The 13,232-nt window shown below is 60.8% G+C and carries 12 protein-coding genes and 2 tRNA genes; 6 read left to right on the top strand and 8 right to left on the bottom strand.

Annotation, left to right across the window (positions count from 1 at the left end):
• Positions 1–3: 3 nt before the first annotated feature.
• Positions 4–486: an acyl-CoA thioesterase gene (locus PXK07_RS00170; RefSeq protein ID WP_274846162.1), complete on the bottom strand. Its 483-nt coding sequence runs from the start codon at positions 484–486 to the stop codon at positions 4–6.
• A 122-nt stretch (positions 487–608) separates the two neighbouring features.
• Positions 609–682, bottom strand: a tRNA-Gly gene (locus tag PXK07_RS00165).
• 184 nt (positions 683–866) lie between these two features.
• Between PXK07_RS00165 and PXK07_RS00160 the strand changes: the two genes are divergently transcribed.
• Positions 867–943, top strand: a tRNA-Arg gene (locus PXK07_RS00160).
• A 212-nt stretch (positions 944–1,155) separates the two neighbouring features.
• Here PXK07_RS00160 and PXK07_RS00155 read toward each other — a convergent pair.
• On the bottom strand, positions 1,156–1,725 hold the full coding sequence (locus PXK07_RS00155) for a YcbK family protein (protein WP_274846161.1): 570 nt from the start codon (positions 1,723–1,725) through the stop codon (positions 1,156–1,158).
• Positions 1,726–2,087: 362 nt separating this feature from the next.
• Between PXK07_RS00155 and PXK07_RS00150 the strand changes: the two genes are divergently transcribed.
• From PXK07_RS00150 to PXK07_RS00135, 4 genes are read left to right on the top strand one after another with little or no spacing between them, the layout of a single operon-like run.
• On the top strand, positions 2,088–3,713 hold the full coding sequence (locus tag PXK07_RS00150) for a L,D-transpeptidase family protein (protein ID WP_274846160.1): 1,626 nt from the start codon (positions 2,088–2,090) through the stop codon (positions 3,711–3,713).
• 41 nt (positions 3,714–3,754) lie between these two features.
• On the top strand, positions 3,755–4,828 hold the full coding sequence (gene lpxD / locus PXK07_RS00145; RefSeq protein ID WP_274846159.1) for a UDP-3-O-(3-hydroxymyristoyl)glucosamine N-acyltransferase: 1,074 nt from the start codon (positions 3,755–3,757) through the stop codon (positions 4,826–4,828).
• Positions 4,829–4,876: 48 nt separating this feature from the next.
• The gene (locus PXK07_RS00140; RefSeq protein ID WP_274846158.1) at positions 4,877–5,134 is read left to right on the top strand and encodes an acyl carrier protein; all 258 of its coding nucleotides are present in this window, start codon (positions 4,877–4,879) and stop codon (positions 5,132–5,134) included.
• Between the two features lie 28 nt (positions 5,135–5,162).
• Positions 5,163–6,371 (top strand): beta-ketoacyl-[acyl-carrier-protein] synthase family protein, encoded by a 1,209-nt coding sequence (locus PXK07_RS00135; protein ID WP_274846157.1) that lies wholly within the window; start codon positions 5,163–5,165, stop codon positions 6,369–6,371.
• 145 nt (positions 6,372–6,516) lie between these two features.
• On the opposite strand, the gene PXK07_RS00130 is transcribed toward PXK07_RS00135, so the two are convergent.
• Entirely contained in the window at positions 6,517–7,131 is a 615-nt protein-coding gene (locus PXK07_RS00130; protein ID WP_274846156.1) for an invasion associated locus B family protein, read from the bottom strand.
• A gap of 492 nt (positions 7,132–7,623) precedes the next feature.
• On the opposite strand from PXK07_RS00130, the gene PXK07_RS00125 reads away from it, so the two are divergent.
• On the top strand, positions 7,624–9,171 hold the full coding sequence (locus PXK07_RS00125; protein WP_274846155.1) for a helicase HerA-like domain-containing protein: 1,548 nt from the start codon (positions 7,624–7,626) through the stop codon (positions 9,169–9,171).
• Positions 9,172–9,240: 69 nt separating this feature from the next.
• Here the strand turns inward: PXK07_RS00125 and PXK07_RS00120 are convergent, their stop codons facing one another.
• From PXK07_RS00120 to PXK07_RS00105, 4 genes are read right to left on the bottom strand one after another with little or no spacing between them, the layout of a single operon-like run.
• Complete coding sequence (locus tag PXK07_RS00120; RefSeq protein WP_274846154.1) at positions 9,241–10,566, bottom strand: branched-chain amino acid ABC transporter permease; 1,326 nt, start codon at positions 10,564–10,566, stop codon at positions 9,241–9,243.
• Complete coding sequence (locus PXK07_RS00115) at positions 10,563–11,573, bottom strand: branched-chain amino acid ABC transporter permease (RefSeq protein ID WP_274846153.1); 1,011 nt, start codon at positions 11,571–11,573, stop codon at positions 10,563–10,565. The genes PXK07_RS00120 and PXK07_RS00115 overlap by 4 nt, the downstream gene beginning before the upstream one ends.
• Before the next feature lie 3 nt (positions 11,574–11,576).
• A complete protein-coding gene (locus PXK07_RS00110) occupies positions 11,577–12,410 on the bottom strand; it encodes an ABC transporter ATP-binding protein (protein ID WP_274846152.1) in 834 nt (277 codons plus the stop codon).
• Positions 12,407–13,195 carry an ABC transporter ATP-binding protein gene (locus PXK07_RS00105; RefSeq protein ID WP_274846151.1) on the bottom strand — a complete coding sequence of 263 codons (789 nt, stop codon included), beginning with the start codon at positions 13,193–13,195 and terminating at the stop codon, positions 12,407–12,409. The genes PXK07_RS00110 and PXK07_RS00105 overlap by 4 nt, the downstream gene beginning before the upstream one ends.
• Between the last annotated feature and the right edge of the window lie 37 nt (positions 13,196–13,232).

Below are 13,232 nucleotides of genomic sequence, written 5' to 3'. Positions count from 1 at the left end.
CGCTCAATCCCGGCTCAGGTCGTCTGCCCCGTCCAGATCCCGGAATTGCTGCAGCAGGCTGTCGGGGATTGGATAGCCCTGGCTGCCATCGGGTGTGCGCAGGACCATGACCGCCTCCAGCCGCGCGCGCAGGTCGCCGGAGTAGATCAGTTGTTCCATCACATAGGAGGTGCGCCGGAACGAGATCACCCGCGCCGTGGTGACATAGCTTTCGTCCTGGAGCATCTCTTTGACATAATGCACGTTTGCATTGCGCATAACTGTGCGTGGCTCCGGCATTCCTGCAAAGTGCGACAGGCAGAACTGCTCGAAATAGGTGACGCGTGTGGTTTCGAACCAGCCAAGATAGGCCTTGTTGTTCACATGGCGCAGCATGTCCAGCTCGGAAAACCGCACCCGATCCGCCACGGCAAGCGGGCAGGGGGCTGACAGCCCGGCTGCCAGTTGCTCTTCAGGGGGCAGCGGCGTGAGATATCTTAGGGTCATGCTGCCGGAGTAGCCATGCCCCGCGGCTATTTCAATATGAATTTCGGCAAGGTGACAATTCTACCCGGGGCGCGGCACGGCAGGCGGCGACTTTTCAAAGTTCAGTGGATGTCGGGGAGGCCTGGAGCGGGTGAAGGGAATCGAACCCTCGTCGTCAGCTTGGGAAGCTGCTGCTCTACCATTGAGCTACACCCGCGTGCAGTTGCTGGTTAGCATTGCCCCCCAAGCGCCGCAAGCCGATTTCGCGTGATATCGCGTGCGGGGCGGGGTGGAATTGCGGCGCGCGGGGCTCTGCCCTGGTGGAGCAGATGGAAACGGAGGCCGATGCAACTTTGTCATTGCAGCGCCTGTGCGCCGCAGGTATACCGCCGGGCAGACAGGCACCTGTAGCTCAGCTGGATAGAGCGCTGCCCTCCGAAGGCAGAGGCCAGAGGTTCGAATCCTCTCAGGTGCGCCATTTCCCACATATCCAAGCGCGTCAAAGATCCCGCCAAGGGCCTGACATTCCATGGGTTCGGCCCAAGGGTTCGGCCCAAGGGTTCGGCATGGCTGTGAAGCTGCGAGCGCTGGCAGGTGGTGCTGGAAACGATGCCCCGAAATCAAAAACGACGCCTGAAAAGGCGCCGTCTGCAAATGGAAGTCTGATTAAGGATTGGGGTGGAGCTGGGCTCAACCGTTCCAGTCGCGCACGACGCCACAATCCATGTGCACGAAGTTGGAGCGGTAGTATTTACCAACCCCGCCTGCACGGCAGGCCATGGCCGCCTTGGCCATCTGCGAAACGGAACGCGACGCCAGCCGCAGATCGGCAGCCTGGCCCCGCATATGCAGGGAATTCTTCGCTACACCGCGCGAGCGGCTGCGCAGCATGGCATTGGTCTTGGGGCTGCGATAGCCGGACAACAGCATATAGGGTTCACTGACATCCAGCAGGTTATGCGCGGCCGCCATGATATCGATGGTGCGCAGATCGATCTCTTTCACATCATCCGTCCGCCAGTCGCGCATGAAGTGGTTCACCTCGCGCACTGCGTCCTTGATGTACTTTCCCTCGATCCAATAGACCATGTCGATCCGCTCACCGGTCCGACCTGAATACATCCGAATGCGGCGGATATCGCCACCGCCCCGAAGGAATCCTGCTGCATTGGAGAAGGTTGGCGCCGCAGTGACGGCGGATGCCGCGAATGCGCCTAGAAGTGCCCGACGGGTAAGCCCCGCATTTTGTAGTTCTGCCATTTTTTAGTCGCCATCCCGAACGATTATTAGCCTGCCTATGCCCGATGTTACGGGCTGGCCGTGTTTTCCAACACGCGGGAGATATGCCACACGGGGAATCACGATCCAAGATTCGATTGGTCCAGTCTCATTTTGCATCGGTTTTTCGGCAATTTTTTGCGCAAAAGGGGACGTTGCTCTCTGTTTTCCCCGCCGAAACCCGTGCTTTGCTCTGGTCATGAGGCCTGGAAGCACCACAAATAGGGTCTCAGTTAATGGTTTACGAAATGTGAATAGACAGGCGCGGCGGGATTTTTTACCAGAATTTCACGTCGTGTAGGTCACCATGAGTATCCAGCGTTTATTGGGGGAATATTGAACAGATGAAAGCTGCTTTTTATCAGAACCTTCCGTCGGCCCTGCGCTCCAGCGTCCTGGCGCTGGCCCTGTGTGGCGCCGGTCTGGCCCTGACCCCCACCCCTGCCACCGCAAAGGTGACAGCCTTCAAACAGGCGGTTGCCGCCCATGCCTCGGCCAATGACGCGGTTGCGCAGTTCTACCGTGAAAACGGCTATGAGCCGATCTGGACCGGCAGCGATCAGGCCTCCCAGCTGCGCCGCGCCGCCTTGTTGCGCGCCTTGGAGGAGGCCTCGGCCCACGGGTTGCCGGACCGTTCGTCGCTGGCGACCGGGCTGATTGAGCAGATGCGCAATGCCCGCACCGTACGCGATCTGGGCGAGGTCGAGGCGGCCCTGAGCCGCGCCTTTGTCGAGTATGCGACGGATCTGCAGACCGGCCTTCTGAACCCGCAGTCGATCGACGACGGGATCGTGCGCAAGAAGCATCAGACCGACGCGGTGGACTATCTGACAGGCATCCGTGACACCCAGCCGATGGCCTATATGCGGGCATTGGTTCCGGCATCATCCCAATATCGCGCCCTGATGCGCGAGAAGCTGCGTCTTGAACAGCTGGTGGCCAGCGGTGGTTGGGGCGAAACCGTGCCAAGCGCCAAGCTGGAACCCGGTGACAGCGGCCCCAGAGTGGTCGCCCTGCGCAATCGCCTAATGACCATGGGCTATCTAGAGCGCAGCGCCACGGCAGACTACGACACCTCGATCCAGCAAGCGGTTCAGCGCTTCCAATCCGATCACGGGCTGGAAGCCGATGGCGTGGCCGGCAAGGGCACCATCGCCGAGATCAACGTCCCTGCGTCTGCGCGGCTTAAGTCGGTGATCGTGGCGATGGAGCGGGAACGCTGGCTCACACCTGAGCGGGGCGATCGCCATATCCTTGTGAACCAGACCGATTTCACCGCCAAGATCATCGATCGCGGCGATGTCACGTTTGAAACCCGTTCGGTCATCGGCAAGAACCAGCACGACCGCAGATCGCCTGAGTTCTCCGATATTATGGAACATATGGTCATCAATCCCAGCTGGCACGTGCCGCGTTCGATCATCACCAAGGAATATCTGCCGAAACTGAAGAACAATCCGAATGCGGTCAGCCACATCCAGATCACCGACAGCCGGGGCCGGGTGGTGGATCGCAGCGCGGCGGATTTCACGCAATATACCGCGCGCAGCTTTCCCTTTGCGATGCGGCAACCGCCAAGCAGCCGCAATGCCCTGGGCTTGGTGAAGTTCATGTTCCCCAACAAGCACAACATTTACCTGCACGACACGCCGCATAAGAACCTCTTCGCCCGTGAGGTGCGCGCCTACTCCCACGGCTGCATCCGTCTGGCGCAACCCTTCGAATTCGCCTATGCGCTACTGGCCCGTCAGACCGAGGACCCCAAGGCCTTCTTTCACCGCATCCTGAAGAGCGGCAAGGAAACCAAAGTGGATCTGGAGCAGAAGGTGCCTGTTCACATTATCTATCGGACCGCTTATGTCTCGGGCAAAGGACGGGCCGAATTCCGCCGCGACGTCTACGGACGTGACGCCAAGGTATGGGCCGCCCTGCAAGCGGCCGGTGTGGCCCTGCCGGGCGTGCAAGGCTAAACTCTGGGCCCGCCGCCAACTGTTGTGAGGAAGGGCCCTAAATGTACACGATCCGCCAGATTGCCGAGGCGCTTGGCGCGCAATGTGAGGGCGATCAGTCCCTCGTGATCGCCAGCACCAAGGAGCCGCAGGATGCAGGCCCGCAGGATCTGGCGTTGGCGACGGCCCCGAAATACGCCGAAAACCTCTCTCAGGGGACGGCTGAGGCCGCTTTGCTGTGGGAGGGTGCGGATTGGCGCGCCATGGGACTGAAGGCGGCGATCTTTGCCACCCGGCCGCGCATGGCCATGGCGGGGCTGACCAGCATGATGGATCTGGGGCAGGGCTTCCCATCAGGTATCCACCCCTCGGCGGTCATCGATCCAAGTGCAGAGCTGGGAGAGGGCGTCAGCGTTGGACCCCTGGCGGTGATCGGTCCGCGGGCGCAGATCGGGGCGGGATCGGTGATCGGTCCGCACTGCTACATCGGCGCCGATGTGGTGATCGGTGGCGCAGCGCAGCTGCGTGAGATGGTCTCGATCGGGGCACGGGTGACCATTGGCGCGCGCTTCCGGGCCCAGCCCGGCGCCCGCATCGGCGGTGACGGCTTTTCCTATGTCACCCCCGAGGTCTCTGGCGCCGAAACCGCGCGCAAGACGCTTGGCGATCAGGGCGATGCAAAACCGCAAAGCTGGCTGCGCATCCACTCGCTTGGCTCGGTCACCATCGGGGATGACGTGGAATTGGGCACCAACTGCACCATCGACAACGGCACCATCCGCGACACGGTGATCGGCGATGGCAGCAAGCTCGACAACCTGGTTCACGTTGGCCACAACACCCGCGTGGGGCGCGACTGTCTGCTTTGCGGGCAGGTCGGCATTTCCGGCTCGGTGGAGATTGGCAACAATGTGGTCCTGGGCGGCCAATGCGGTGTGGTCGACAATATCTTCATTGGCGACGGGGTGATCGCCGGAGGCGGCACCAAGATCCTGTCCAACGTTCCCGCGGGTCGCGTCATGATGGGATACCCGGCTGTCAAAATGGAGACACATACCGAAGTCTATAAGGCACAACGCAGGCTGCCCCGGCTGATGCGCGATATAGACGCGCTGAAGAAGGCAGTTTTCAAATAAGCGCGCAGGCACTACATCTGCGCCAGCCTAAAGGATCAGGAAACCGCCATGAGCATTCAGGACAAGGTCATCGCAATCATCGCAGAACAGGCCGTGCTGGAGCCGTCCGATGTGACACTTGAGAGCACGCTGGAGGATCTTGGTATCGACAGCCTCGGCCTGGTCGAAAGCATCTTCGCCATCGAGGAAGAATTCGACATCACCGTGCCGTTTAACGCCAATGCGCCCGAAGAAAGCGATTTCGACATTTCAAATGTCGCAGCCATCATCGCCGGTATCGAAAAACTGACCACCGAAACGGCCTGAGTCGTCACCTCGGGCGAGGATGAGCATCATGAAACGTGTAGTCATAACCGGCGCGGGCACGATCAACGCGCTTGGCCATTCGGTCGCGGCGACGCTGGACGCCATGAAGGAAGGGCGCTGCGGCATCGGCCCGTTGGAGTTCCGCGATGTGGACCGGCTGTCGATCAAGATCGGCGGCCAGGTGCGCGGGTTCGAGGCCGAGGGGCGGTTCAATCGCCAGCAGATGAGCCTTTATGACCGCTTCACCCAGTTCACCCTGACCGCCGCCAAGGAGGCGATCAGCCAGTCCGGCATCGAATTTCACGGCGAGTTGTCGGCGAAATCCGGCGTTGTCCTGGGTACCGCCGGCGGTGGGGTCTCGACCTGGGATGACAATTACCGGTCGGTTTACGAGGATGGCAAGAACCGGGTGCATCCCTTTGTCGTGCCAAAGCTGATGAACAATGCGGCCGCCAGCCATGTGTCGATGGAGTTCAACCTCAAGGGGCCAAGTTTCACCGTCTCCACCGCCTGTGCCTCCTCCAACCATGCGATGGCGCAGGCGTTTCAGATGGTGCGCAGCGGCATGGCCCCGGTCATGGTCACCGGCGGCTCGGAATCCATGCTCTGTTTCGGCGGGGTCAAGGCCTGGGAGGGGCTGCGGGTCATGTCGCGCGATGCCTGCCGCCCGTTCAGCGCCAATCGCAACGGCATGGTGCAGGGCGAAGGCGCCGGGATCTTTGTCTTCGAGGATTATGACCACGCCAGGGCGCGCGGCGCAGAGATCCTCTGCGAGGTGATCGGCTTTGCCATGTCCTCGGATGCGGCCGATATCGTGATGCCCAGCAAACAAGGGGCGGCGCGAGCCATCGCGGGGGCGCTGCAGGACGCGCAGATTGCGGCAGACAAGGTTGGCTATATCAACGCCCATGGCACCGGCACCGCGGCCAATGACAAGACTGAATGCGCGGCAGTCGCCGATGTCTTTGGCCCGCATGCGGACCGGCTGATGATCTCGTCGACAAAATCCATGCATGGCCATCTGATCGGCGGCACCGGCGCGGTCGAGCTTCTCGCCTGTATCATGGCCCTGCGCGATGGCGTCATTGCTCCCACCATCGGCTACCAGGAGCCGGACCCGGAGTGCGCGCTCGACGTGGTGCCGAACGAGGCCCGCGAGGTTGAGGTTGAGGTGGCGCTCAGCAATGCCTTCGCCTTTGGCGGATTGAACGCCGTCCTGGCGTTGAAGCGGATCTAAGCCCCTGGGAAAGACCTGGCTGTGAAAGCCAACGATCAAAAGGTCCGGATTTGCACAAAAAGGCCACCGACAGCGCTGTTGCTGCGGTGGCCTTTATCTTATTCCCGAACGCCGGACTTACGCGCGTCGGGTACCCTTGTGGCGGTTACTGGGACACCACATCCACGACGTCATAGCCGGCGGTGAAGCCCGCCAAGGACATCTTCATTTCCACCAGCTGATCCGGTGCCGGGGCAGGGCGCAGGGACAGGATCGCCTCGGTTCCCTTCTTGAAGGCATCGATGTCGCCCTGGGTAAAGCCGATCTGCGCAACACAGCCCAGCTGGTTGCAGAAGGAGTAGTTGTACCGCTTGCCGGGCGCGCCATCGACCGAGATGGTCAGCGCAGACGGCAGCAGGGTTTCCAGAGGCACGATAACGGTGGCACCGGCAACCGCCTGGCCGCCCTGCTGATCGATGCGGAACAGGGACACCTCGGCCATCGGGTTGCCATTGGGATCGGTCAGGATCTGCAACAGCGAACAGGGGTCCGTCTCCGCTTCGGTCTTGATGCAGGCCAGATCCCAGTCGCCATGCTCTTCCTTGAGGTAGCGATCACCGATTTGCGGCGCGCCGCCATCCACCGGCTGGCCCAGATCCAGCATTTGATCCGCAGATGATTCGCCGCTCGAATTGGCGGTGTTCGCGGTCTCCTGTGCCGCCAAAGGCGCGGTTGTGGCAACAATCGCGGCCAGTGCAAAGGGGGTCAGGGACTTGATCATGAGTGCCTCTTTCGTATCAGGACGTCCGTGCACCGATCTACCACGATGCAGGTCATCTGTCAGGTCAATATCAGGCCATCGGCGGGGAAATGCACCGTATCTTGGATCAATAGTCAAGACCTTGGAAACAGAGGCAAAAAAAGGGAACCTAGAGGGTTCCCTTTCTTTATTTTTGTCTCCCCGTCGGACTGGCCGACTTAGTTATTGCCAAGGACGTTACGAAAGCCCCGGCCCGTGGTCAACATGCAATGGCAAAAAAAGTGACACAAAGCGCCACATTCTGATTATTGCTCGTTTTACGATCTTTACCGGGGCTTTTGACAAAAAAAGGGCCGTGCACATCGGCACGGCCAGTCTGACAGGGAGGAAATGACCGTCCCCACAACCGTATTTGCGAGGACGGGCAATTCATACTATGCCGTTTAAAGGTTAATTATTCATTGTGCCGGTACAGAAGAAGAACAACGGCCAACAGGTGGTAGGACAGACAGGATGACAGATCGGATTTTTCTCGGTGGCGGCGGTGAGGACTACGGCACGGCGCAGGAGTTGTCGCTGGAGTATGCCAACCGGCACGGGCTGATCGCCGGCGCCACCGGCACCGGCAAGACGGTGACGCTGCAGATCCTGGCAGAAGGCTTCTCCAATGCGGGGGTTCCGGTGATCCTGTCGGATGTGAAGGGGGATCTCTCCGGTCTCGCCAAAAGCGGTAGCCCCACCCAGAAGTTGCACGAGGCCTTTACCAGCCGGGCACAGAAGATCGGTTTTGACAGCTATTCCTATCATGACACCCCGGTGACCTTCTGGGATCTATACGGTCAGCAGGGTCACCCCCTGCGCACCACCGTCGCCGAGATGGGCCCGCTCCTGCTGTCGCGCCTCTTGGAGCTGAGCGAGGCACAGGAGGGCATCCTCAATATCGCCTTCCGCCTGTCCGACGAGGAAGGCCTGCCGCTGTTGGATCTGAAGGATCTGCAATCGCTGCTGGTCTGGATCGGCGAGAACCGCGCCGAGCTGTCCTTGCGCTATGGCAATGTATCCCCCGCCTCCATCGGCGCCATCCAGCGCCGCCTGCTGGTGCTGGAAAATCAGGGCGGCGCGCAGCTGTTTGGCGAACCGGCGCTCGATCTGGCGGATTTGATGCGTTGCGATGCAAATGGCCGGGGCATGGTCAATATCCTGGCGGCGGACAAGCTGATGGCGGCGCCGGGGCTCTATGCGACCTTCCTCCTGTGGCTGCTCAGCGAATTGTTCGAGGAACTGCCCGAGGTGGGCGATCCCGACAAGCCGAAACTGGTCTTCTTCTTTGACGAGGCGCATCTGCTGTTCGACGACGCCCCCAAGGCATTGGTGGACAAGGTCGAACAGGTTGCTCGGCTGATCCGCTCCAAGGGGGTTGGCGTCTATTTCATCACCCAGCATCCCGCCGACATCCCCGAAGACATCCTGGGCCAGCTTGGCAACCGGATCCAGCACGCCCTGCGCGCCTTTACCGCGCGGGACCGCAAGAACCTGAAACTGGCCGCCGAAACCTATCGCGAGAATCCGCGGTTCTCGACCGAGGACGCCATTCGCGAGGTCGGTGTCGGCGAGGCGGTCACATCGATGCTGCAGAAGAAGGGCGTGCCCGGCGTAGTGGAGCGCACCCTGATCCGTCCGCCATCATCGCAATTGGGGCCGATCACGGCTGAAGAGCGCAAGGCGATCCTGGCGGCCTCTGATATGGCCGGAAAATACGACAAACCGCTGGACCGGCACTCTGCCCATGAAATCCTGGCGCAGCCGGCCGAGGCTGCCGCGAAAGCGGCGGAACAGGCCGAAGAGCAGGCCGAAGTTGCCGCCAACCCCATGGCACGGGAATTCAATGCGGCGCGGCGCTATTCCGGCGGGCGGGTCAGCCGCTCCTCCGCGCGCAGCTATGGCAAGCCCAAGGATAGCTTTGGTTCGGCCCTGCAAGAGGCCGTCATCAAGGAGTTGAAAGGCACCACGGGGCGGCGCATCGTGCGCGGGATCCTGGGCGGCCTGTTCAAGGGACGCTGAGACACCGCGATCCTTGCAAAGGAAAACGCCGCCCCGGATCCTGGGGCGGCGTTTTTTTTTGTTTCGGGGTTACTTCTCGGGTATCAGGCCCCTTGGGCTGAACCTCAGCACCAGGAGCAGGATCAGACCCATGGTCAAAAGGCGCATATGGGATGCGTTCTCGATCAGGTGGGCCTTCAGCCAGTTGTCATCGGCCATGAAGGTGGTCAGCAGTTCGATCAGCTCGATTCCCATGGGTTCGACCTTGATCCAGAAGAACCAGATCAGCATGCCGCCCAGCACCGCGCCAAAGTTGTTGCCGGAGCCGCCGACGATCACCATCACCCAGATCAGGAAGGTGAAGCGCAAGGGGTTGTAGGTGCCCGGTGTCAACTGGCTGTCCAGCGTGGTCATCATCGCGCCCGCCAGGCCGCAGATCGCGGAGCCCAGCACGAAGATCTGCAGATGGCGGCGGGTCACGTCCTTGCCCATGGCCTCGGCCGCGACCTCATTGTCGCGGATGGCACGCATCATGCGGCCCCAGGGGCTTTTCAGCGCCATCTGCGCCATCCAGAGCAGCGCCAGCAGCACAACGGTGAACAGGATCGAATAGCCAAGCTTCACAAAGATCGTGGAGCCTTCCACCGGATCCAGACCAAAGGTCGCCGCGCGCTCCACGAAGGAAGGATCGTTCTGCAGATCCACCTCGTAAGGCACCGGGCGGGGCAGGCCGACCACGTTCTTCACACCGCGCGACAGCCAGTCCTCGTTCTTCAGCACCGAGATGATGATCTCGGCAATCCCGAGGGTAGCAATCGCCAGGTAATCAGACCGCAGGCCCAGGGCCGTCTTGCCGATCAGCCAGGCAGCACCGGCAGCGAGCAGCCCGCCCGCAGGCCAGGCCAGCAATACCGGCAGGCCAAGGCCGCCAAGGTTGCCTTCCAGCGCGGGGTTGATCGCCTCCACCGCCTCGACCGAGGGGTCAAAGATGGCGCGGTAGATGAAGAAGCCCGCGATCAGCACCGCCAGCAGCACCAGCGTGCGCGCAATTCCGGGCTTCATGAACTTGTAGATCGCAACCGCGCCCACAACCGTCAGCGCCCCCATGACAAGCGCCATCAGGATGCCCATGCCACCTGCGGCAAAGGCACCCGGCGTCGGACTGGTGGAGACCAGCACCACCGCAAGGCCACCAAGGGCGGTAAAGCCCATGATGCCCACATTAAACAGCCCGGCAAAGCCCCATTGCAGGTTCACACCCAGCGCCATGATGGCCGAGATCAGCCCCATGTTGAGGATCACCAGCGCCGAGTTCCAGGAACCGGAGAAAATGCCCGCAAAACTCGTTGCCCCTTCCATCAGGATCAGAAGGCCGACAAAGGCGAACAGCAGGGAATGTTTCACTGTATCGCTCATACCGATTTTCCTTTGAAGATGCCCGTGGGTTTGAACAACAGGACGATGATCAGGATCGCGAAGGACACCGCGAATTTGTAATCCGTGCTGAGAAGCTGCACGAGACCATCCGGCGCCATGGTTTCAGGCAGCACGTAGGTGGCCACCTTCTTCCAAGCATAGGTGATCGTGACTTCGGAAAAGGCGATGATGAACCCGCCCGCGATCGCCCCGATGGGGCTGCCAAGGCCGCCGACGATGGCGGAGGCAAAGATTGGCAGCAGAAGCTGGAAATAGGTGAAGGGTTTGAAGGACTTGTCCAGCCCGTACAGAACCCCGGCAATGGTCGCCAGCGTTGCCACGATCAGCCAAGTGTACATCACCACCCGTTCGGGGTTGATGCCGGACAGAAGCGCCAGATCCTCGTTATCGGAATAGGCGCGCATGGACTTGCCGGTGCGGGTCTTGTTCAGGAACCAGAACAAGAGCGCCACAACGATGATCGCTGTCACCACGGTGATGCCCTGGCTGGTCTTGATCGCCAGCCCTTCATCAAGTCCGGTCATCTTCTTGAAATCGCGCGCCGAAATGATGAACCGCTCGCCATCGGCAAAGCGCTGGTCGCCGGGGCCGATGATGAAGCGGACAAGGCCGTTCATCATGAACATCACACCAAGCGAGACCATGACAAAGACAACCGGTTTGGCTTTCTGCTCACGATAAAACCGATAGACGGTCCGATCGGTGAACAGCACCAGCCCCATGGTGACCGCGATACCAAAGGGCAGCGCCAGAAGGGCGGTGGGCAGCGGACCGAAACTGATCCCCGCGCCCTGAAACAGCCAGGTTACCAGGATCGTCACCATGGTGCCAAAGGCCATGGTATCGCCATGGGCAAAGTTCGAGAACCGCAGCACGGAGTAGACCAGCGTCACCCCCAGCGCGCCGATGGCAAGCTGGCTGCCATAGGCGATGGCGGGCACGCCAACGAAGTTTGTAAAGGCCACTAGGGCGTTCAGGAGTTCCATGCCTCAGCCCCCCAGGAAGGATTTGCGCACTTCGGGATCGGCCAGCAGTTCCTGACCGGTGCCCGTATAGGCGTTGCGCCCCTGGACCAGGACATAACCTTTGTCCGCGATCTCAAGGGCTTGTTTGGCGTTCTGTTCCACCATCAGGATTGGCAGCCCGGTGCGGGCGACCTCGATAATGCGGTCGAACAGCTCGTCCATGACGATGGGCGAGACGCCCGCTGTAGGCTCGTCCAGCATCAGGACCTTGGGCTGGGTCATCAGCGCGCGGCCCACGGCCACCTGCTGACGCTGACCGCCGGACAATTCGCCCGCAGGCTGGTTGCGCTTTTCCTTCAGGATCGGGAAGAGGTGATAGACCTGCTCCATCGTGTTCGAGAAATCATCGGTGCGGATGAAGGCGCCCATTTCCAGGTTTTCCTCCACCGTCATCGAGGTGAAGATATTGCTGGTCTGCGGCACAAATCCCATCCCCTTGACCACGCGGTCCTGCGGGGTGAGCTGGGTGATGTCCTCGCCATCCAGACGTACAGAGCCGGAGCGCACGTTCAGCATGCCAAAGACGGCCTTCATCGCGGTGGATTTGCCGGCGCCATTAGGCCCGACGATCACGGCGATCTCGCCCGGGTTCACGGCGATGGTGCAATCATGCAGGATGTCCGGCCCCTTGCCGTAGCCGCCGGTCATGCAATCGCCAATCAGGAAGGGGCTGTCGCCCTCGACCTTTTTCGTGGGTCCGCTCTTGCGGTGGGCAGGCTGCATCGTGCCTGCGCCATGGGTGTTGGTGATCGTGGCGTCCTTGTTGCCGCGATCCTCCTGATACGGGTTGCCGCTCATGCGTCTGCCCCTATTTTATCTTTGTTTTTCAAGCCGGTGCCCAGGTAAGCTTCGATCACCTGTTCGTTGGCCTTGATCTGATCCAGGGTGCCTTCGGCCAGCTTCTTGCCCTCGGCCATGCAGATCACCGGATCGCAGAGACGGCCGATGAATTCCATGTCATGTTCGATGACCACGAAGGTATAGCCGCGTTCCTCGTTCAGGCGCTTGATCGCATCGGCGATGGTATAAAGCAGGGTGCGGTTCACGCCGGCGCCGACCTCGTCGAGGAAGACGATCTTGGCATCCACCATCATGGTGCGGCCCAGTTCCAGCAGCTTCTTCTGCCCGCCCGAGACTTCGCCCGCCTTCAGATCCGCGATATGGCTGATGGTCAGGAACTCCAGCACCTCATCGGCCTTGGCACGCAGGGCACGTTCCTCGTCGGCAATGCGCTTGCGTCCGAACCAGGTGTTCCACAGGCTCTCACCCGACTGGTTGCCCGGCACCATCATCAGGTTCTCACGGCAGGTCATCGAGGAAAACTCATGCGCGATCTGGAAGGTGCGCAGCAATCCCTTGTGGAACAGCTCATGCGGGGGCAGGCCGGTGATATCCTCACCATCCATGGTAACCCGCCCGGAGGTGGGTTCAAGAACGCCCGCAATCACGTTGAAAAGAGTGGTTTTTCCCGCGCCATTTGGCCCGATCAAACCGGTTATGGAGCCCTTTGCGATTTCCAGCGACGCGCCATCAACCGCATGGAACCCGCCGAAGTGCTTGTGCAAGTCCTCGACGACGATCATATCATTTCATCCCCTAACTGCTTGGTTTTTATCAGCA

Source organism: Phaeobacter sp. QD34_24 (assembly GCF_028890115.1).
Lineage (GTDB): Bacteria > Pseudomonadota > Alphaproteobacteria > Rhodobacterales > Rhodobacteraceae > Phycobacter.
Note: the sequence above shows the minus strand (reverse complement) of the source record. Positions and strands in the feature narration are given on the sequence as shown.